This window comes from Polymorphobacter sp. (assembly GCF_048007885.1).
Classification (GTDB): domain Bacteria; phylum Pseudomonadota; class Alphaproteobacteria; order Sphingomonadales; family Sphingomonadaceae; genus Sandarakinorhabdus.
In genome coordinates, this window is the sequence record NZ_CP180346.1 from 1,665,465 (window position 1) to 1,684,569 (window position 19,105).

The window sequence follows — 19,105 nt, forward strand, 5'->3', positions numbered from 1 at the left end:
GATGGCGGCGCGCTGGCCGGGCGGGCTTGTGCGCCGCGTGCCCGTTTCGGGCGGGGCGCTGGCGGTGGAGGTGCTGGGGCCGGAAGGGGCGCCGGCGCTGGTGATGCTGCATGGCTGGACGCTGGACCGGCGGATGTGGCGGCCGCAGCTTGAGCTGGCGGGGCGGCTTCGGCTGGTGGGCGTGGACCGGCGGGGCTTTGGCCAGTCGGACGCGGCGGCTGATCTGGCGGCGGAGCCCGACGATGTGTTGCGGGTGGCCGATGCGCTGGGGCTGGAGCGGTTTTTTCTGCTGGGGATGAGCCAGGGCGGCAAGGTGGCGCTGCATGTGGCGGCCGACGCCGGTGCGCGGGTGGCGGGGCTGGTGTTGCAGGGGACCGCGCTCGACGGGGTGGATGCGGCGGATGAGGCGGTGCCGCTGGCGGCGATGGCGGCGGCGGCGCGGCTGGGCGCGCTGGGCGCGATGCGGACGCTTTGGGCGGGGCATGCGCTGACGCGGCTGGCCGGCGAGGCGGGGCGCGACGAGGTGGCGGCGATGCTGGCTGACTATGACGGGCGCGATCTCTTGAGCGGGCCGGGGCAGCTGACGGCGGGGGCGGAGATGATGGCCCGTATTGAAGCGCCGGTGCTGGCGGCGGTGGGCGACCGGGACACGGCGCGGCGGCAGGCGAATGTGGCGGCACTTGCGGCGCGGGGCGCGCAGGCGCTGGTGATGACGGGGGCGGGGCATCTGGCGAATCTGGACAAGCCGCGTGAATTCAATGGGATTCTGGCGGCATTTTGTCGCGAAAGTCGTTGACAGTAGGTCGTTTTGGTCTATTATTCGAAAAAATATTCGTATATCGAAAAAAGAGCTGTCGGGGAGGATGAGAATGTGGCCGTTGAAGCCGGGGTATGAGTATCCGCGCAACCAATGGTATGTCGCTGGCTGGAGCCATGAGCTGAACAACGAGACGCCGGTCGAGCGCTGGTTTCTGGGCGAGCCGGTGGCGCTTTACCGCGACAAGGCGGGCAAGGCGATTGCGCTGGAGGGGCGCTGCCCGCACCGCAACTATCCGCTGGCCAAGGGTATCATCCGGGATGATGCGCTGGAGTGTGGCTATCATGGCTTCACTTTCGCATCCGACGGGCGCTGTGTGCGGATTCCGAGCCAGGAGGTGATCCCTGCCGTGTGCCGGGTGAAGGCCTATCCGCTGGTGGAGAAGTGGCAGTGGCTGTGGATCTGGATGGGCGACCCGGACAAGGCCGATGAGAGCCTGATCCCCGACCATGACGAGATCAGGCTGACCAGCCCCGGCTGGGTGGCGGTGGAGGCGCTGGACCGGGTGCTGGAATGCCGGCCGCAGCTGTTGCACGAGAATCTGACCGACATTTCGCACCTCGCCTTTCTGCATGCCGGGACCATTGGCACCGATGCGGTGGCTTCGACGCGAGTGGAGGTGAGCCAGAATGAGCGGTTTTTGCGGGGCAGCCGGCGGATTGCCGGCGAGACGCTGACGGGCTTTTTCTCGGATGTGCTGGGCTATGACGGCACGGTGGAGCGGGTGGTGCTGATCGATTTCTATGCGCCCTCGCTGCATGTCGCGCTGGAGAGCTTCCGCACGCCCGAGGGCGAGGTGATTGGCGAATTTCGGGTGCATCATGCGGTGACGCCGGCGGGGCCGGGGCGGACCAATTATTTCCTCGCCTGGTCACGGTCGTTTGCGCTGGAGGACCAGGGCGTGACCGACACGATGAACACCGTGTTTGAGGGCGTGATCCAGCAGGATGTGGAGGCGACCGAGGCCATTGAGGCGATGGTGCGCCAGATGGCGGAGCCGAAGGAGCTGCTGGTGCGCGCTGATGATCATTCGATCCGGGCGCGGCGCTGGATCGAGGAGCTGATCGAGGCTGAGCGCTGACATTTTTCAGGAACGACAACGACAAGAGAACCAAGGGGGAACGACGCATGAAGGCATATCTTCTGGCAGCGAGTGCGCTGTCGATGCTGGCTGGCACGGCGAGCGCACAAACGGCGGCCATTGACGGCGACGAGATTGTGGTGACGGCGCAGAAGCGCGAGCAGAATTTGCAGGACGTGCCGATTTCGATCGACGTGGCCTCGGGCGCGATGCTGGCGGCGCGGCAGATCGACAATGTGACCAAGCTGGCGACGATGGTGCCGGCGTTTGAGTTTGCCCGTTCGCCCTCGGACAGCCCCGGCATCACCTTTCGCGGCATCGGCACGGCGGCGGGCAATGTGGCCTTTGACAATTCGATCGGCATGTTCGTGGACAATGTGTTCATGGGCAATGTGCGGCTTTACAACCAGCCGGTGTTCGATGCGCAGCGGATCGAGCTGATCAAGGGCACGCAGAGCACGCTTCTGGGCAAGAACACCTCGCTGGGCGGCATTTCGGTGGTCAACACCCAGCCGGGCGACATGCTGTCGGGCCGCGCCGAGATTGGCGGCGAGGTGCAGAATGGCGGTTTTCTGGCCGACGGGGCGATCACCATTCCGGCGTCGGACACGCTGAGCCTGCGGCTGGCCGGGCGCTATACCTATGACCGTGGCTGGCTTTTGAATGAGACCACCGGCCAGCGGGTGCCGACCGACACCAACTGGGGGCTGCGCGGCATATTGAAGTTCACGCCCAATGACCGGCTGACGATGCTGCTTTCCTATCAGCATACCGACCAGATGCGGGTGGGCAGCGCCAACCAGATCACCGATCTGGGGCTGGCCGGCCTGGGGCTGGGCAGCGGGCCGGACGTGGGGCCGGTGACCTTTGGCAGCCGGGTGAAGCAGTCGTTCAGCTCCAGCCCCGAGCTGCGCGGCGGCGATGATTATTACCGCACCAAGATCGACCTGCCGATGGGCACCATCACCTATGATTTCGAGGGCGTGGAGCTGACCTCGATCACCTCGGCGGCGTGGTTCGACAATATCAGCAACTCGGACTTCGACTTCAACAACAAGGACGCCAATCTGTTTTTGCGCTCGGAGAGCTACAGCCAGTTCAGCCAGGAGCTGCGGCTGGCCTCGACCGGCGACAGCAAGCTGAGCTGGATCGTGGGCGGCTTCTTCTTCACCTCCAAATGGAACATGGACCAGCGCAGCATCTGGGGCATTCCCGACTTCCCGCCGGGCGATGCGCTGGAGGGGCAGCTGTTCAACGGCAGCTACAGCATGGACTTCCGGCAGAAGACCGATGCGCTGTCGGGCTTTGGCTCGGTGACCTATGAGGCCAGCGACGCGCTGACGCTGAATGTGGGCTTGCGCTATACCAATGAGCGCAAGCGGGTTGATTTCGGGCGCGAGGCGATTGCGCCGTTCACGCTGTGGAACACGGTGATTCAGGCGCCCTTCCCCTTCCAGCGGCTGGACCCGTTTGAGGACAATCTGGTGGCTGGCAATGCGTCGGTGCAATACAAGGTCAGCGACGATGTGATGATCTATGCAGCCGCCTCGCGCGGCGGCAAAGCCGGTGGCTACGGCGAATTTCAGACCATTCCCTTTGACCCGGCGGTAGGCGGCGGCAACCCCAATGTCGATGCGCGCATCGGCAATGAGCGCGCCAACAGCTATGAGATCGGCTTCAAGGGCGAGCTGTTCGACAGGCTGACGCTCAATGTGACGGGCTTCTGGATCGATGTGTTCGGCTTGCAGCAGTTGCAGTTCACCGCGGCCGGGACCTTTGTTTCAAGCAACGACCGGGCGCGCTCGCGCGGGGTGGAAGCGACCTGGGACTGGGAGCTGATCGACGGGCTGAGCTGGAGCGGCGGCGTGACCTGGGCGGATGCGGCGCAGCTCAACCCCAAGCTGCGGCTGACGCAATCGCCGCGCTTTTCGGGCGCGACGCGGCTCGACTGGCGGCAGCAGATCGGCGACAGCAGCTATCTGACGCTGGGGGGGCAGGTGAAGCATCGCAGCAGCAAGTTCAACCAGCTGGGCGAGGGGCTGTTCACGCCGAGCTTCACCACGCTCAACCTCAATGCCCGGCTGGAGCGCAGCGACGGCTTCTTCCTGAATGTGTCGGGCGAGAATGTCACCAACTCCAAGGGCGCGGACTTTGGCTTCAACGGGCCGGACCCCTTTGTGGCCGTGTATGAGACGCTGGCGCCGCTGCGCACGGTGCGGATCTCGGTCGGCAAGACGTTCTGAGGATGACGCGCGCCGGGCGGATCAGCTCTGCCCGGCGGCCTTTCGGTTTTGATCAAGGCGGCTGTCGATGCGCGCGCTGATGGCGGCGAGGCGGGCTGTGGACATGCCGTGCGCTTCGAGGAGAGCCGCGACGAGGCGGTCGATGCGTTCGACGGCTGTGGCGCCGGAGGCGAGGGCGCGGGCGAGGGACGAGGGGCGGGTGAGGCGGCGGGCGGTTTCGGCGTAGCTTTCGAAGGGGACCATGTCTTGCGGGCGCGCGCCGAGGGCGGCCTGTTCGTCGGCGGTGCGCACGACGATCCGGTCGCCTTCTTTGAGGCCGTGCGCATCAAAGGCGGCGCGCCACTGGCCGAGCGCGCGGGCGAGATCGGCGAAGCGGTAGCGCGCGTCAGGCTGGACGAGGAAATCGGACCTCCGGCGGGCCTCGATGGTGCGCCAGATGGCCTCAAGGCTGGGCGCGCTCATTCGCCGTCGTCCATGTCGAGCGAGGAGCGGCCCGGCGCTGCACTGACCAGCGTGGCGGGATGGCCGGCGACGAGCGCGCCTGCGGGCACATGTTTGCGGACCACGGCGCCGGCCGAGACCAGCGCATTTTCGCCGATGCGGACATTTGGCAGGATGGTGGCGCCGGCGCCGATCATGGCGCCCTCCCCGACCCGGATGTTGCCGGCCAAGGTGGCGCCGGGGCCGATGCTGACGAAATCGGCGATGAGGACATGATGGCCGAGCGAGGCGGCGCGGTTGACGAGGACATGATCGCCGATCAGGCCGGCCGCGCCGATGACGACGCCGGCATTGATGAAGCTGCCCGCGCCGACGCGCAGATGGCGCGGCAGGACGGCGGTGGGATCGATGAGCGCGGGCGCGGGGACGAGGCCGAGCGCAAGGGCCTGTTCGGCGAGCGCGCGGCGGCGGCGCGGGGCGAAGGCGGTGGCGAGGAAGGGGCTGCCAGCGGGGGCCCCGAAGGCGGCAAGATCGACAAGGCGGCTGCGGTCTTGCAGGCGGGGGACACCGCTGATGCTGACGGCGGCGGTGACCGCGATGTGGCAGCGGAAAAGCGTTTCCTCGACATCGACGATGAGCGGGGAACGCACACCGAAGAGGATCATGTCTGCCCCCAGACGCATGCCCGACCCCCCAATGGGCGGCGATGGCGCATCCGAAGGGATTCGAACCCCTGACCTCTGCCTTCGGAGGGCAGCGCTCTATCCAGCTGAGCTACGGATGCTTGGGCGTCCTGTTAGCAGCGCTTGTGGAGGTTTGCCAGAGCTTAGCTGGCGGGCTCTTTCTCGGCGCGCTTGCTGATGGGGACGAACTGGCCGAGGCCGCAGCTGGCGCCGCGCTGCATGGGGCTGGCCTGAATGAGGACGGTGATGATGTCGACATTGCAGAGCTGGGTGATGCTGGTCGAATAGGAGAAGGCGCGCTCGAAGCCGAGCTGGGGGCATTGGTTGGGCAGGCGGTTGCGGTAGACGGTGCCACCCCTTGTGATGAAGTCGATGGTCTGGCCGTCGACGACCTGCGTCTGGCGGATGTTTTGCAGGAGCAGGCAATTTTCCGGCTCGCCGATCGGCTTGATCTCGGCCAGCTCCTTGGGACCGGTGCTGGCGCAGGCGCTGAGCGCGAGCAGTGCGGTGGCGGGGAGCAGGATGGCAATCGGGCGGGACATGGCAGGGACCCCTTGATGAACACGCAGATATAATAAGCGACGCAACTGATACTGGGAAGCGTCAGCTAGGCGCGGCGGGGTGAACGGCGACTGAACCAGCGGTTTTGGGCTTTTCGGGCCAGTTGCACGACCGCGCGACGGGGCAGGCTTCGCACTTCGGCTTGCGGGCGATACAGGTGTAGCGGCCGTGGAGGATGAGCCAGTGATGGGCGCGGCGGCGGAAGCGCTTTGGCGTGGCGGCCATGACGGCGTGCTCGACCGCGAGCGGGGTCTTGCCGGGGCCGAGGCCAGTGCGGTTGGCGACGCGGAAGATATGGGTGTCGACGGCGCAGGTTTCATCGCCGAAAGCTTCATTGAGGACGACATTGGCGGTCTTGCGGCCGACACCGGGGAGCGCTTCAAGGGCCTCGCGCGACCTTGGCACCTCGCCGCCATGCAGTTCGAGGAGAAGCTGGGAAAGCGCGATGACGTTTTTTGCCTTGGTGTTGAACAGGCCGATGGTCTTGATGTGAGCGCGCACGCGGGCTTCGCCGAGTGCGAGCATCTTTGCCGGTGTGTCGGCTTCGGCGAAGAGCTTGGCGGTGGCCTTGTTGACGCCGACGTCGGTCGATTGGGCGGAGAGGACGACGGCGACGAGCAGCGTGAAGGGGTTGGAGTATTCGAGCTCGGTGCGCGGGGCGGGGTGGCGGGCTTCGAGCGCTTCGTAAAACGCCTCGACCTTGGCGCGGGACATCTTTTTGGGCTGCATGGCGCTGGTGTGGCGCTGTGGGTGGTGCATGTCTAGGGGCGGCGCGCTAATGTGGCGTCATGAGCGTGGCCCTTGATCTGACCCTGACGCCGAACCGGTCGTTTGCGCCCGACCATGTGCGCTGGGTGCTGGGCGGCGTGGGGCTGATCTTCTTTCTGGGCGGGCTTCGCTTTCTGGCGCTGGGGGCCTGGCCGATCTTGCCGTTCATGGCGCTCGATGTGGGGCTTTTGTGGTGGGCCTTCCGGGCCAGCTATGCGAGCGGGCGCGGGCATGAGCGGCTGGTGCTGGCGGACGACCGGCTGGAGCTTTTGCGGGTGACGCCGCGCGGGGACGAGCGGCGCTTCGGCTTTGAGCCGCTATGGACCCGGGTGATGCTTGAGGAAACCGCGCTCGGCGATGTGAAGCTGTGGCTGGCGATGCGCGGGCGGCGGGTGCGGCTGGGGCATTTTTTGAGCCCCGGCGAGCGGCGCGAGGTGGGGGCGCTGGTGTCGGCCGTGCTGGCCGATTATCGTGCGGGCAAGCCTAGCACGTCGTCCATGGTGTAGCGGCCCTTGGGCTTGCCGGCGAGCCACAGGGCGGCGCGGAGCGCGCCGCGGGCGAAGATGATGCGGCTTTCGGCGCGGTGGGACAGCTCCAGACGCTCGCCTTCCTGCGCGAAGATGACGCTGTGATCACCGGCGACCGAGCCACCGCGGAGTGCGGCAAAGCCGATGGCGCCGGGGCTGCGCGGCGGGCCGACGCCGTGGCGGCCGCTTTCTGTATTGGCCGCGAGATCGATGCCGCGCCCGCGCGCCGCTGCTTCGCCCAGCGCCAGCGCGGTGCCGGAGGGGGCATCGACCTTGTGGCGGTGGTGCATGTCGAGGATTTCGATGTCCCAATCCTCGCCCAGCGCGCGGGCGGCCTGTTCGACAAGGGCTGTGAGCAGGGTGACGCCGAGCGAGGTGTTGGCGGCTTGCAGGATGGGGATGGAACGGGCGGCGGCATCGATGAGCGCGTGATGCGCGGCTTCGAGCCCGGTGGTGCCGATGACGACGGCGGCCTTGCCTTCGCAGGCGGCATCGAGCGTGGCTTCAAGCGCCATGGGCGAGGTGAAATCGATGAGCACATCGGCGGCGCGGGCGAGCGGGCCGGGGTTGCTGCCGAGCGTGCAGCTGGCCGGGAAGGCGGGGCCGAGCGGCTGGCCGATCTGGGCATGGCCGGCCCGCTCGATGGCGCCGGCGAGGCTGAGGCCCGGGGTGTGGGGCAATTCGGCGAGGAGCGCATGGCCCATGCGGCCGCCGGCGCCGAGGATTCCGACCTTGACTGTCATGCGCTCTAGATGGGGGTTCGACAGCGGGCTGGCAAGCATCTTATGAAGGGGTTGAGGGCGGAGGACCGGGCGTGCGGATCGTGATCTTGACGGGGGCGGGGATATCGGCGGAGAGCGGCGTGCCGGTGTTTCGCGCCGCCGACGGGCTTTGGGAAGGCCATGATGTGCGCGAGGTGGCGACGCCCGAGGGCTTTGCCCGCAACCCTGTGCTGGTGCAGCGCTTCTATGATGCGCGGCGGGCGCATCTGGGGAATGTCGTGCCCAATGCGGCGCATCTGGCGCTGGCCGAGCTGGAGGCGGCACAGGGGCCGGGCTTTCTGCTGGTGACGCAGAATGTCGATGACCTGCATGAGCGTGCCGGATCAAGGCGGCTGGTGCACATGCACGGCGAGCTGAAACGGGCGCGCTGCACGGGCTGTGGGGCGGCGCCGCGCTGGGCGGCGGCGCTGGCCGATGCGCCGGCCTGCCCGGCGTGCGGGGCGCGGGGGCAGCTGCGGCCCGATATCGTGTGGTTTGGCGAGATGCCCTATGAGATGGCGCGGATCGAGGCGGCGCTGATGACCTGCGACCTGTTCGTGTCGGTGGGAACGTCGGGCGCGGTCTATCCGGCGGCTGGCTTTGTGGACATTGCGCGGGCGGCAGGGGCGCGGACGCTGGAGCTGAATCTGGATGAGAGCGCGGTGTCCGGCGTGTTTGACGAGAGCCGGCGGGGGCCGGCGAGCCAGCTGGTGCCGGCCTTTGTGGCGGAGATCTTGCGGGCGTGACCAGCCCGATGCACGAGGGGCGGCTGGCGGAGATCTGTGCGCTGGTGGCCGCGTTGGGCGCGCGGCGGGTGATTGATCTGGGCTGCGGCGAGGGGGATTTGCTGGTGCGGCTGGCGGAGATGGGGCTGGAGCGGCTGGTGGGGCTGGAGCTTGTTCCCGAGCGGCTGGCGGCGGCGAGGCGGCGTGTTGAGGGGCGCGCGGTGGAGCTGGTGCAGGGCTCGATGCTGGCGGTGGATGCTTCGCTGGGGGTGTTTGACTGTGCGGTGATGCTGGAGACGATCGAGCATGTGGCGCCCGAGCGGCTGTCGGTGCTGGAGGCGGCGGTGTTTGGCGGCCTCGCCCCGCGCCATGTGATCGTGACGACGCCGAACGCCGACATGAACGCGCGGCTGGGGGTGCCGCCGGGGCGGTTTCGGCACCCTGAACACCGGTTTGAATGGGGGCGGGCGAAATTTGTGCGCTGGGCAGACGGCGTGGCGGGGCGGCGGGGCTATGGCGTTCGGGTGGAGGGGCTGGGGGGCTGGCCCGGCGTGCATCCGGGCGCGACGCAGATGGCGGTGTTCAGCCGGGCCTAATCCTGCGGCTGGTCATCGTCGGCGTGATATTCGTGCCAGAGGCCGTTGACGATGCCGAAGACGACGGCGAGGCCGAGGCCGAGGATCCAGGTGAAATACCACATGTGATGCGCCTCAATAGAGATCGGAATTGCTGCGCACCTCGGCCGTGGTGATGCGGCCGAAGAGGACGCGGTAGACCCAGGCGGTGTAGAGCAGGATGAGGGGGAGGAAGACGGCGGTCATGAGCAGCATGACCCACAGCGTCATGGCGCTGGAGGAGGCGTTCCAGATGGTGAGGCTGGCGGACGGCTGGACCGAGCTTGGCAGGATGAAGGGGAACATCGACAGGCCGACGGTGCTGATGGTGCCGATGACGGCGAGGCTGGAGCCGAGGAAGACCGGGACATCGGCGCGGGCGCGGATGCCGATGAGCGCGATGAGCGGGCCGGCGAAGCCCATGGCGGGCGCAATCAGCATCCAGGGATAGCGGCTGTAATTTTCAAGCCAGGCGCCGGGTGCGGCTTCGGCATTGCTGTAGAGCGGATTGGAGGGGCCGGAGGTGTCAGGCGCGCCGATGAGGCGGAAGCCGTGGTCACCATAGGCGAGCATGACGCCGGCGACTGCGAACAGGGCGATGGCGGCGAGTGCGGCCCCCTGCCCCCAGCGCTTGGCGCGGGCGAGCACCGGGCCATGCTCGATCTTGAGGCTGAGCCAGCCCGCACCATGGACGACGAGCATGGCGACCGAGAGCAGGCCGGCGACCAGCGGCAGCGGCGTGAACAGATCGAGGAGCGAGCCGGACCATGTGCTGCGCAGGTCGGAATCGAGGGCGAAGGGGACGCCGACAAGGACATTGCCGACGGCGACGCCGAAGACGAGGGCAGGGACGAAGCCGCCGATGAACAGCGCCCAGTCCCACCGCGCGCGCCAGCCCTTGTCGGCGCGCTTGGAGCGGTATTTGAAGGCGACGGGGCGCAGGATGAGGGCTGAGAGGACAAGGAACATCGCCAGATAGAAGCCGGAGAAGCTGATGGCATAGACATAGGGCCAGGCGGCGAAGATGGCGCCGCCGCCGAGGATGAACCAGACTTGGTTGCCCTCCCATGTGGCGCCGATGGAGTTGATGACGAGGCGGCGCTCATCATCGGTGCGGGCGATGAAGGGGAGGATGGCGGCGACGCCGAGATCGAAGCCGTCGGTGAGCGCGAAGCCGATGAGCAGCACGCCCAGCAGCAGCCACCAGATCAGGCGGAGCGTCTCATAATCGAAGGGCATGGGGAGCATGGGCGTTACTCGGCGGGCAGCGGGATGATGCCGGGCTTTTCAGGGAGCGGCAGCAGGCCGGGCTCGTCTTCGCTGCGCTCGGGGCCATGGGCGATGGCGGCGAGCATGAGGCGGACCATGATGACGGCGAGCGTGCCGTAGAGCAGGGTGAAGCCGACGATGGTCACCCAGATCTGGCCCATGGTGAGGCTGGAGGCGGCGAGGAAGGTGGGCAGCTGGCCTTCGACGACCCAGGGCTGGCGGCCGATTTCGGCGAGCATCCAGCCGAGCTCGGCGGCGAGCCATGGGAGCGGGATGATGAGCACGGCGATCTTGAGGAACAGGCCGGGGCGGAAATCGAGCCGGCTGGCGCGCCAGAAGGCGAGCGCGAAGAAGCCGATGAAGAAGAAGCCGAGGCCCGCCATGCCGCGGAACAGCCAGAACATGACCGGCACATTGGGCACGGTGCTTTGCGCGGCGCGCAGGATGTCGGCGCCGGTGGCGAGGCGGGGATCTGGCACATGGCGCTTGAGGAGAAGGGCATAGCCGTAATCGGCCTTGTAGGTTTCGAAGCGGGCGCGGGCGGCGAGATTGGTGCGGTCGGTTTTCAGGGTTTCGACCGCATCATAGGCGAGGATGCCGCGGCGGATGCGCTCGGCGGCGGTGGCGACGAGATCGTTGATGCCGCGCACCTCGCCGTCGAAGCTGCGGGTGGCGATGATACCCAGCAGCCATGGGATCTGGACTTCATAATGGGTTTCGCGCGCCTCGACATCGGGGATGCCGAACAGGGTGAGGCCGGCGGGCGCTTCATGCGTGTCCCACATCGCCTCGAGGCTGGCGAGCTTCATGCGCTGGTTGTCGGTCAGCGCATAGCCGGACTCGTCGCCGAGGATGACGACCGAGAGGCTGGCGGCGAGGCCGAAGCTGGCGGCGACGGCGAAGCTGCGGCGGGCAACTTCGGTGTGGCGGCCCTTGAGGAGATAATAAGCGGAGACGCCGAGCACGAAGACAGCACCCGTGACATAGCCGGCCGAGACGGTGTGGACGAACTTGGCCTGGGCGACGGGGTTCATGATGACCTCCATGATGGAGGTGATTTCCATGCGCATGGTCTCGGGGTTGAAGGCGCTGCCGACGGGATTTTGCATCCAGCCATTGGCGATGAGGATCCAGAGCGCCGACAGGTTGGAGCCGATGGCGACCATGAAGGTGACGCCGAGATGGGCGAGGCGCGAGAGCTTGTCCCAGCCGAAGAACATGAGGCCGACGAAGGTGGCCTCAAGGAAGAAGGCCATGAGGCCTTCGATGGCGAGCGGGGCGCCGAAGACATCGCCGACGGCATGGCTGTAATAGGACCAGTTGGTGCCGAACTGGAACTCCATGGTAAGGCCGGTGGCGACACCGAGGACGAAGTTGATGCCGAAGAGTTTTGACCAGAAGCGGGTGGCGTCGCGCCAGGCGGCCTTGCCGGTCATGACATAGACACTCTCCATGATGACGAGCATGAAGGAGAGGCCGAGCGTGAGGGGCACGAAGAGGAAATGGTACATCGCCGTGAGCGCGAACTGGAGACGGGACATTTCAACGACGGCGAAATCGATCATGGGGTATCCGTTTTCGTGGCGGGTTGCGCCGGGTTCGAGTTGTGATAACTCACATTCATTAAGCGTGAAAGTGAATATTGGATTGCGGGGTCTGTGTCGATGAATAGTGCCAGACAGGCGGCGGCAGGGCCAGCGCCCATTGCGCCCGCGCGCGGCACGGCGACGCTGTGGTGGCTGTTTGATCTGGCCGGGGCGGCGCTGTTTGCCGGCGGTCTGGCGGTGATGCTGGGGCTTTGGGGCGATGGCCGCGCGCTGGCGCTGGGGCTGGCGGCGCTGATGGCTTCGGGGCTGGTGCGGGCGCTGGCGCAGGCGCGCGCGGCCGAGGCGGGCATGGCGGCCGCCGCGCGGGCCAAGGCGGATTTGCGCGCGGCGCGGCTGCCAGTGCTTTTGGGCAGCGCCTTTGCGCGCGGGCGGATGGCCGGGGAGGACGCCGCGCGCGCGGTCGACCAGATCGAGAGTATCGAGGGGTTTTCATTGCGTTATCAACCGCTTGCGAAGGCCTCAAGGCTTGCGCCGCTGATCGTGGCGGCGCTGGTGGCGACTGTGAGCCCGGTGGCGGCGGCGATTCTGCTGCTGACGCTGTTGCCCTTTGGCTTTGGCATGATGATTGCCGGGGGCGCGGCGCGGGCGGCGGCGGACCGGCAGGTGGACGCGATTGCGCGGCTGAACGGGCTGTTTGCCGACCGGCTGCGGGCGCTGGCCGAGATCCGGAGTTTTGGTGCCGAAAGCCGCATTGGCCGGCAGCTGGCAGCGGCGAGCGACGAAGTGTCGCAACGCACCATGGCGCTGTTTCGCGTCGCCTTTGTGTCGGGCGGCGTGCTCGAATTTCTGGCGGCGCTGTCGGTGGCGCTGGTGGCGCTTTATTGCGGCTTCAACCTGCTCGGGCTGCTGCCCTTTGACGTGCCGGAGCGGCTGGGGCTGACGGCGGCGTTTTTTGCGCTGGCGATGGCGCCGGAGTTCTATCTGCCGATGCGGCGGCTGGCGGCGGCCTATCATGACAAGCAGACCGGCGAAGCGGCACAGCTGGCGCTGGCGGACGCGCTGCCGCCCTTGCCTGTGCGGCGCGAGACGGCAGATTTTGAGGGCGTGCGGCTGGTGGGCGGCGTGGTGCGCTACGGCGAGACGCTTGCGGTGGGGCCGGTCGATCTGGCGGTGCCGGCGACCGGGCTGGTGGCCATTGTCGGGCCGAGCGGATCGGGCAAATCGAGCCTGATGGCGGCGCTGGCGGGGTTGCGGCCCTTGAGCGACGGGCGGCTGGACTGGGCGGCGGGCGCGCCGGCGGCCGCGGCCTGGGCGGGGCAGCGGCCGCTGGTGATGGCGGGCTCGCTGGAAGACAATATCCTGCTGGGCGGCGGCAGCGACGCGGCCGGGGCGGCGGCGGCAGCCGGCCTGGCGGCGCTGGTGGCGGGGCGCGGCGGGCTGGGGGCGATGCTCGATGCCAGCGGATCGGGGCTTTCTGGGGGCGAGCGGCGGCGGCTGGGGCTGGCGCGGGCGCTGGCGAGCGGGCGGGCGCTGCTGCTGCTCGACGAGCCGACCGCTGACCTTGATGCGGAGACGGCGGCGGGGATTTTGGCGACCATTTGCAAGGTGGCGCGCAGCCGGGCCGTGGTGGTGGCGACGCATGACCCGGCGCTGGCGGCGGCGGCGCAAGTGACGCTGGTGCTGGCATGAACGCGCTGCCGCCGGAGACGCTGACGGGCTCTGATGTGCTGGCGGACGAGCTGGCGGCGGCGGGGCGGACGCGGGGGCTGGGGCGCGCCGCGTGGGTGGCGGCGCTGGCGGCGATGGCGGGCGTGGCGCTGCTCGGCGTGGCAGGGTGGTTTTTGACCGGCGCGGCGCTGGCGGCGGGCGCGGGCGCGGTGGCGGGGTTCAACTATCTGGTGCCCTCCGCCACCATCAGGCTGGCGGCGATCGTGCGCACCGGCGGGCGCTATTTCGAGCGGCTGTGGAGCCATGAGGCGGCGCTGGCCAGCCTGGCGCGGGTGCGGGTGGGGCTGTTTGGCAGCCTCGCGCGGCGCGACCCGCGCACGGTTCGCGACCTGATGCTGGGCGACGGGGTGGCGCGGCTGACCGGCGATGTCGATGTGCTGGAGGATGCGATCATTCGTGCGCCGGCGCGGCCTGCGGCGCTGGCAGGCGGCGCTTTGGCGGTGGTGCTGGCGCTGCCGGCGGGGATATTGCCGGCGCTGGCGCTGGCGGCGGGGCTGGTGGCGCTGCCGCGGGCGGCGGGGCTGGTGGCGCGGCGGCTGGTTGATGCACCCGCAGCCGACGCGGCGGCGCGGCTTTCGGGACTGAAGGCGCTGGTGACCGACCAGCTGGCGGCGAGCGCGGAGATTGCCGTTTATGGGCTGGAGGATGCGGTGGCCGCGCGGGTGATGGCGGACGCTGCGGCCATGGACGCAGGCCGCGCGCGGCTAGTGCGCGGCGAGGGCTGGCTCTCGGGCCTGCTGGTGGCGGCCGGGCCGGCGCTGGCGGCGCTGGTGGCGGGGCTGGCGGCGGCCTCGGGCGCAGGGGCGGCAGAGACGGCGCTGGCGGCGCTGGCGGCGGCTGGCGGGGCGGAGGCGCAGGCGGCGTTCGTGCGCGCGCGCGGTCGCGACGGCGCACTGGCGGCGGCGCGGGCGCGGCTGGAAGGGCTGGGCGGCGCGCCTGCGGGTGCGGCGGCGACCGTATCAGGCGAAGAGCTGGAGATTGACGGGCGGCGGCTTGCGCCGGGCGGGCGGCTGGCGATCATCGGGCCATCGGGGCGGGGCAAGACGCGGCTTTTGGAGACGCTGGCGGGATGGCGGGCGGATGCCCCGCAACCGCTGCGACTGGGCGGCGCGGATGTGCGCGACCTCGATTTTGCAGCGCTTTCGGCACGCTTTGCGCTGGTGCCGCAAGCGCCGGTGCTGATCGCCGGCAGCGTGGCCGACAATCTGCGCCTCGCCGCCCCCGGGCTGGACGAAGCCGCGCTGTGGGCGGCGCTGGAGGTGGCGTGTCTGGCGGACGATGTGCGCGCCATGGGCGACGGGCTTTCGACCTGGCTGGGCGAGGGCGCGGGCCAGCTTTCCGGCGGGCAGCGCAAGCGCCTCGCACTCGCGCGCGCGCTGCTGGCCGGGCGGCCCTGGCTGCTGCTCGATGAACCGAGCGAAGGGCTGGACGCGGTAACCGAGGGCGAGATGGTGCGGCGGCTGGCGGACTGGCTGGCGCGGACCGGGACCGGGGTGATCTTGGCCAGTCACCGGGCGGGGCCGCTGCGGCTGGCGGGGGGTGTGTTGCGGCTTTGAGGTCGTTGGGCCTCCGGCGGGGGAGAAGGGCCTCCGGCGGCTGGGGCCTTGGGCCCCAGACCCCATTTGTGGGGTTGGGACAAGAATTGAGAAGGCAGCGACGGCGCGGGACGCGCTCTTATAGCCTGCGGCGCTGGGCTTGGGGGGAACGGACGTGCTTAGGCCCCGGATCAGGTCCGGGGCGACGGGGAGTTGTGGGCTGTTCCACTATTGGGGTCTGGGGCCTGAGGCCCCAGCCGCCGGAGGCCCTTCTGACCGCCGGAGGCCCTTCTTGGGGGGCCGGGGCGCGGGCGGAGCCCGCGCCTGACTTCAGACGCGATCGGCCAGCGGGGCTGTCCGCCGCGCTGGCCGGGCTTGCGCCTCTTTCGCGATAGCTGCGCTATCGCTTTGGGCGCTGCGCCGCGCCTTAGAACCGCCCGCGGACGCCGAGGAACATGAAGCGGCCGATGCCCGAGACTGGATAGGCGCGGCTGGCGACATAGGGGACGGCGTTGGTGAGGTTGTTGACGCCGCCGTAGAAGCTGACGGTGTCGGTGGCATCGACGTTGAAGCTGAGGTTGTGGATCCAGTAATCGGGGGCGAAGCCGGCGGGACCGAACTCCTCGTCGATGCGCTCGATCTCGATGACCGAGGCGGCGGCGGTCGACTGGACATATTGCAGGCCGTAGTTGAGGCTGAAGATGCCGCGGCGCCAGTTGACCGAGCCGAAGCCCGACCATTCGGGGACGGCCTGCTCGCGCAGGCCGGGGTTGACCAGCGTGGTGTCGACGGGATCGAAGAAGCGGTCGAGCTTTTCGGTCCAGTTGCCGGCGACGCTGAGGCCGAAATCATTCTTGCCGAGGCTGAACTGGTAGTTGAGCTGGAAGTCGATGCCGGAGGTTTCGATGCGGCCGAAGTTGATCTGGCTTTCGCGGATGAAGCTGAAGCCGAAGGGGAAGGCGGTGCCGGGACCGAAGCGATCGAAGGCGTCGCAGAACTGGTTGGGGAAGGTGGCGTTGTCGTAGCAGGTGTTGACAGTGTCCTGCGCCTCGACGGCGTCGATCGCATTGGTGATCTTGATCGAGTAATAGTCTGCCGACAGGGTGAGGCCGCGGATGAAGGTGGGCTGGATGACGGCGCCGACGGTCCAGCTGGTGGCGGTTTCTTCGCTCAGGTCGGGGTTGCCGCCGCTGGTGCCCGGCACGCGGCCGTTGAGCGGATCGACATAATTGGCGAGGAAATCGGCGGCGTTGGGGAAGCCGGCGGCGGTGACGGCGGCGAGGCAATTGGCCTGACGATTGGCAGTGGCGTTGATGTTGTTGAGATCGCACGGATCGGCCGGGCGGAAGGTGGCGCCCTGCGCGGGGTCGAACAGCTCCGAGATGTTGGGGGCGCGGATGGCGCGGGCATAGGTGCCGCGGAAGCGGATGTCCTCGATGGGCGCCCAAGTGCCGTTGACGTTCCAGGTGAAGGTGCTGCCGACAGTCGAATAGTCGGAATAGCGGGCAGCGCCGCCGAGGCTCAGCTCATAGGCGAAGGGCATGTCCTTGAGGAGCGGCAGGTTGGCCTCGCCGAACAGCTCCTTGACGTCGAACGAGCCGCCGGCGTTTTGCTGGCGCGTGCTGGGATCGAAGATCAGCTGCTGATTGTCGGAGATGTCACCGATGAAGGTGCCGGCGGGACCGGCGGGCGAGCCGGCGGGCAGCAGGCCGAGCTCGAGATCGCTGAAGTTGGAGCTGGAGTTTTCCTTGCGATATTCGAAGCCGGCGACGAAGCTGACGGCACCGCCGGGCAGGTTGAAGAAGCCGCCCGTGTCACCGGCGAGGATGGCGGTGAGGACGGTCTGTTCGAGGCGGAAACGGTCGGTGGTGGGCGTGGTGATGAAGTCCACGCCTTCGGGGCTGACCGAATTGCGGCCGTTGAACAGGTTGACCGGGACGCAGGAGCCGTCACCCGGTGTGAAGGTGAAGAAACCGGGGGCGATGACGGGGAAGAACTGCGAGCCGGGGTGCGGCGTGTCATCGATGTCGGAGCGGCAGATCGGCTGGCCGGTGACGGGATCGCTGATCACGTCGATGGCGGCGAACAGGCGATCGTAGCGGACCGAGTTGGAGAAGGTCACCTTGTTGTCGGTGCGGCCATAGTTGGCGACGAGTTCGTAACGCAGATGGTCGGTGAGGGTTCCATCGACGCCGCCGATGATGCGGTAGGTATCCCGATCGCCGGTGGTGATGCCCGGCCCGAGGTCGGTGAAGTCGCGGCTGATGCGCAGGCCGCCGCCGTCATTGGCATCGGCTTGCAGGATGTCGGGGATGAAGGGGTTTTCGGGGAAGATGAGCAGACCATCGTAGAAGGTGTTGTAGCTGGCGCGGCTGGTGGCCTTGTTGCGCGCATATTTGGCATCGACCCAGAAGCGGGCTTCGGGAGCGGCCTCGAAGCTGGCGCGGAAATTGGCATAGAAGCGCTCGGAAGCCGGGGTCAGCGAGGTGGCGTTGGTGCGTTCGATGGCGCCGTCGCCGCCGAACTGGTTGGAGGAGGAGGCGACGATGCCATCCTGGAAGATGCGGACGCCGCCGCCGGGCGTGGTGACATAGCAACCGCCGCCGCCGAAGCCGGTGAGGCCGATGTAGCTTTCCTCGCAGTCACCGATGCCGTTGCCATTGATGTCGGCGCCGAAGAAATCGAAATCGCGGCGGAAGACCAGACCCTGTTCCGACGAGATGGCGAAGACGGGCTGGGCGCCGAGCGCGAAGCGGGGCGCATTGGCGGCGCGGTCGATCAGCGCCTGTTCGGCGGCGGTGGGCGTCTGGCCGGGGAAGAAATCGGCGAAATCGGCGGCCGAGGGGATGGCGAAGCCGATGGGGAAACGGCCGCCGCCGACCTGGAAACGATCAAAGAAATTGGGAGTGGCGGACGCGCTGATGTCGCCGCGCTGGAAGCGGCGGGCGGGGTTGGGATAGGTGGTCGAGTTGTTGAAGCGGCCGTTGTTGGCGGTGAAATCACGGTCACCGAGCAGGACTTCGGCATCGTTGGTGTAGCCGAGCGAGAGGGTGACGTTGCCGCGGCCATCGGCGAAATTCTTGCCGATGGTGCCTTCGAGCCGGTAGCTCTGGCCGTCGAAATTGGAGGAGATGCCGGTCTGGGCGTCGATGGCGATGCCTTCGAAATCCTTCTTCAGCACATAGTTGACGACGCCGGTGACGGCATCGGCACCGTAGACGGCGGACGCGCCGCCGGTGAGGACTTCGACCCGCTCGATGAGCGCATTGGGGATGGTGGCGACATCGACGGCCTGCGAGCCGGCGACGCCGGAGACGTGACGCCAGCCATCGACGACGACGAGCGTGCGGTTGGCGCCCAACTGGCGCAGATCGAGGGTGGCCTGGCCGACGCCGCCGTCACCGCGCTCGAGCGAGTCAGCGACGGTGCCCGACGAGATCAGCGCCGGGATCTGGCGCAGCGTGGCGGTGACGTCGGTGTTGCCGGCGTTGCGGAAATCATCGGAGGTGAGCGTGCTGACTGGCAGCGGGGCGGTGGCGTTGGGATCACGCGACAGGCGCGAGCCGGTGACGATGATGGCGTCATCTTCTTCCGCGGCGGCTTCGGCGGCGGCCGTCTGGGTGGCGTCCTGCGCGAAGACGCTGGCCGGCATGGCGAGCAGCGCGAGGGCGGAGACGGCGGTGTGGAAGGCGGTGCGGTTGGAGAGACGCATGACTGTTACCCTTTTGCTGTAAATCGGCGAACGCTTGGGTGTATTACGTGAGTAATATACCCTAACAGTCGCTAATTCCTGTTAGCGTGGCAA

At 68.1% G+C, this 19,105-nt stretch carries 17 protein-coding genes and 1 tRNA gene; 8 read left to right on the forward strand and 10 right to left on the reverse strand.

What is annotated here, in order from left to right:
• Nucleotide 1 precedes the first annotated feature (1 nt).
• The 3 genes from ACMVO5_RS07830 to ACMVO5_RS07840 all read left to right on the forward strand — a co-directional run bounded on the left by ACMVO5_RS07830 (nucleotide 2) and on the right by ACMVO5_RS07840 (nucleotide 4,141).
• Complete coding sequence (locus ACMVO5_RS07830; RefSeq protein WP_416906964.1) at nucleotides 2-796, forward strand: alpha/beta fold hydrolase; 795 nt, start codon at nucleotides 2-4, stop codon at nucleotides 794-796.
• A gap of 73 nt (nucleotides 797-869) precedes the next feature.
• Nucleotides 870-1,898 carry a Rieske 2Fe-2S domain-containing protein gene (locus ACMVO5_RS07835; RefSeq protein WP_416906965.1) on the forward strand — a complete coding sequence of 343 codons (1,029 nt, stop codon included), beginning with the start codon at nucleotides 870-872 and terminating at the stop codon, nucleotides 1,896-1,898.
• 47 nt (nucleotides 1,899-1,945) lie between these two features.
• A complete protein-coding gene (locus tag ACMVO5_RS07840; protein ID WP_416906966.1) occupies nucleotides 1,946-4,141 on the forward strand; it encodes a TonB-dependent receptor in 2,196 nt (731 codons plus the stop codon).
• A 21-nt stretch (nucleotides 4,142-4,162) separates the two neighbouring features.
• On the opposite strand, the gene ACMVO5_RS07845 is transcribed toward ACMVO5_RS07840, so the two are convergent.
• From ACMVO5_RS07845 to nth, 5 genes are all read right to left on the reverse strand, one after another.
• Nucleotides 4,163-4,603, reverse strand: a complete 441-nt coding sequence (locus ACMVO5_RS07845; protein ID WP_416906967.1) for a hypothetical protein — start codon at nucleotides 4,601-4,603, stop codon at nucleotides 4,163-4,165.
• A complete protein-coding gene (locus ACMVO5_RS07850) occupies nucleotides 4,600-5,247 on the reverse strand; it encodes an acetyltransferase (protein ID WP_416906968.1) in 648 nt (215 codons plus the stop codon). The genes ACMVO5_RS07845 and ACMVO5_RS07850 overlap by 4 nt, the downstream gene beginning before the upstream one ends.
• Nucleotides 5,248-5,289: 42 nt before the next feature.
• Nucleotides 5,290-5,366: transfer RNA gene (locus ACMVO5_RS07855), tRNA-Arg, on the reverse strand.
• A 42-nt stretch (nucleotides 5,367-5,408) separates the two neighbouring features.
• Nucleotides 5,409-5,807, reverse strand: coding sequence for a hypothetical protein (locus ACMVO5_RS07860; RefSeq protein WP_416906969.1), 399 nt, complete (start codon nucleotides 5,805-5,807; stop codon nucleotides 5,409-5,411).
• A gap of 61 nt (nucleotides 5,808-5,868) precedes the next feature.
• Nucleotides 5,869-6,540 carry an endonuclease III gene (nth, locus tag ACMVO5_RS07865; RefSeq protein WP_416909335.1) on the reverse strand — a complete coding sequence of 224 codons (672 nt, stop codon included), beginning with the start codon at nucleotides 6,538-6,540 and terminating at the stop codon, nucleotides 5,869-5,871.
• 74 nt (nucleotides 6,541-6,614) lie between these two features.
• Between nth and ACMVO5_RS07870 the strand changes: the two genes are divergently transcribed.
• Nucleotides 6,615-7,100, forward strand: a complete 486-nt coding sequence (locus tag ACMVO5_RS07870; protein ID WP_416906970.1) for a DUF2244 domain-containing protein — start codon at nucleotides 6,615-6,617, stop codon at nucleotides 7,098-7,100.
• Here ACMVO5_RS07870 and dapB read toward each other — a convergent pair.
• Entirely contained in the window at nucleotides 7,061-7,864 is an 804-nt protein-coding gene (gene dapB, locus ACMVO5_RS07875; protein WP_416906971.1) for a 4-hydroxy-tetrahydrodipicolinate reductase, read from the reverse strand. The genes ACMVO5_RS07870 and dapB overlap by 40 nt on opposite strands.
• 71 nt (nucleotides 7,865-7,935) lie before the next feature.
• Between dapB and ACMVO5_RS07880 the strand changes: the two genes are divergently transcribed.
• Nucleotides 7,936-8,628 carry an NAD-dependent deacylase gene (locus ACMVO5_RS07880; RefSeq protein ID WP_416906972.1) on the forward strand — a complete coding sequence of 231 codons (693 nt, stop codon included), beginning with the start codon at nucleotides 7,936-7,938 and terminating at the stop codon, nucleotides 8,626-8,628.
• Complete coding sequence (locus ACMVO5_RS07885; RefSeq protein ID WP_416906973.1) at nucleotides 8,625-9,203, forward strand: methyltransferase domain-containing protein; 579 nt, start codon at nucleotides 8,625-8,627, stop codon at nucleotides 9,201-9,203. Before ACMVO5_RS07880 ends, ACMVO5_RS07885 begins: the two co-directional genes overlap by 4 nt.
• On the opposite strand, the gene cydX is transcribed toward ACMVO5_RS07885, so the two are convergent.
• Genes cydX through ACMVO5_RS07900 form a run of 3 tightly spaced genes read right to left on the reverse strand, consistent with a single transcriptional unit; the run spans nucleotide 9,200 to nucleotide 12,052 of the window.
• Nucleotides 9,200-9,307: a cytochrome bd-I oxidase subunit CydX gene (cydX, locus tag ACMVO5_RS07890; protein WP_416906974.1), complete on the reverse strand. Its 108-nt coding sequence runs from the start codon at nucleotides 9,305-9,307 to the stop codon at nucleotides 9,200-9,202. The genes ACMVO5_RS07885 and cydX overlap by 4 nt on opposite strands.
• Before the next feature lie 10 nt (nucleotides 9,308-9,317).
• A complete protein-coding gene (cydB, locus tag ACMVO5_RS07895) occupies nucleotides 9,318-10,469 on the reverse strand; it encodes a cytochrome d ubiquinol oxidase subunit II (RefSeq protein ID WP_416906975.1) in 1,152 nt (383 codons plus the stop codon).
• Between the two features lie 5 nt (nucleotides 10,470-10,474).
• On the reverse strand, nucleotides 10,475-12,052 hold the full coding sequence (locus ACMVO5_RS07900; protein WP_416909336.1) for a cytochrome ubiquinol oxidase subunit I: 1,578 nt from the start codon (nucleotides 12,050-12,052) through the stop codon (nucleotides 10,475-10,477).
• Between the two features lie 102 nt (nucleotides 12,053-12,154).
• On the opposite strand from ACMVO5_RS07900, the gene ACMVO5_RS07905 reads away from it, so the two are divergent.
• Nucleotides 12,155-13,726, forward strand: coding sequence for an ATP-binding cassette domain-containing protein (locus tag ACMVO5_RS07905; RefSeq protein WP_416906976.1), 1,572 nt, complete (start codon nucleotides 12,155-12,157; stop codon nucleotides 13,724-13,726).
• Nucleotides 13,723-15,321, forward strand: coding sequence for an ATP-binding cassette domain-containing protein (locus ACMVO5_RS07910; RefSeq protein ID WP_416906977.1), 1,599 nt, complete (start codon nucleotides 13,723-13,725; stop codon nucleotides 15,319-15,321). The genes ACMVO5_RS07905 and ACMVO5_RS07910 overlap by 4 nt, the downstream gene beginning before the upstream one ends.
• Before the next feature lie 406 nt (nucleotides 15,322-15,727).
• On the opposite strand, the gene ACMVO5_RS07915 is transcribed toward ACMVO5_RS07910, so the two are convergent.
• The gene (locus tag ACMVO5_RS07915) at nucleotides 15,728-19,012 is read right to left on the reverse strand and encodes a TonB-dependent receptor domain-containing protein (protein WP_416906978.1); all 3,285 of its coding nucleotides are present in this window, start codon (nucleotides 19,010-19,012) and stop codon (nucleotides 15,728-15,730) included.
• Nucleotides 19,013-19,105: the final 93 nt, after the last annotated feature.

Excerpts from the sequence above, each read along its gene's own strand:
- cydX (WP_416906974.1), bottom strand. The coding sequence starts at position 9,307 with ATGTGGTATTTCACCTGGATCCTCGGCCTCGGCCTCGCCGTCGTCTTC.
- ACMVO5_RS07870 (WP_416906970.1), top strand. The coding sequence starts at position 6,615 with ATGAGCGTGGCCCTTGATCTGACCCTGACGCCGAACCGGTCGTTTGCG.
- cydB (WP_416906975.1), bottom strand. The coding sequence starts at position 10,469 with ATGCTCCCCATGCCCTTCGATTATGAGACGCTCCGCCTGATCTGGTGG.
- ACMVO5_RS07840 (WP_416906966.1), top strand. The coding sequence starts at position 1,946 with ATGAAGGCATATCTTCTGGCAGCGAGTGCGCTGTCGATGCTGGCTGGC.
- ACMVO5_RS07905 (WP_416906976.1), top strand. The coding sequence starts at position 12,155 with ATGAATAGTGCCAGACAGGCGGCGGCAGGGCCAGCGCCCATTGCGCCC.
- ACMVO5_RS07910 (WP_416906977.1), top strand. The coding sequence starts at position 13,723 with ATGAACGCGCTGCCGCCGGAGACGCTGACGGGCTCTGATGTGCTGGCG.
- dapB (WP_416906971.1), bottom strand. The coding sequence starts at position 7,864 with ATGACAGTCAAGGTCGGAATCCTCGGCGCCGGCGGCCGCATGGGCCAT.
- ACMVO5_RS07850 (WP_416906968.1), bottom strand. The coding sequence starts at position 5,247 with ATGATCCTCTTCGGTGTGCGTTCCCCGCTCATCGTCGATGTCGAGGAA.
- nth (WP_416909335.1), bottom strand. The coding sequence starts at position 6,540 with ATGTCCCGCGCCAAGGTCGAGGCGTTTTACGAAGCGCTCGAAGCCCGC.
- ACMVO5_RS07835 (WP_416906965.1), top strand. The coding sequence starts at position 870 with ATGTGGCCGTTGAAGCCGGGGTATGAGTATCCGCGCAACCAATGGTAT.
- ACMVO5_RS07860 (WP_416906969.1), bottom strand. The coding sequence starts at position 5,807 with ATGTCCCGCCCGATTGCCATCCTGCTCCCCGCCACCGCACTGCTCGCG.
- ACMVO5_RS07830 (WP_416906964.1), top strand. The coding sequence starts at position 2 with ATGGCGGCGCGCTGGCCGGGCGGGCTTGTGCGCCGCGTGCCCGTTTCG.
- ACMVO5_RS07845 (WP_416906967.1), bottom strand. The coding sequence starts at position 4,603 with ATGAGCGCGCCCAGCCTTGAGGCCATCTGGCGCACCATCGAGGCCCGC.
- ACMVO5_RS07915 (WP_416906978.1), bottom strand. The coding sequence starts at position 19,012 with ATGCGTCTCTCCAACCGCACCGCCTTCCACACCGCCGTCTCCGCCCTC.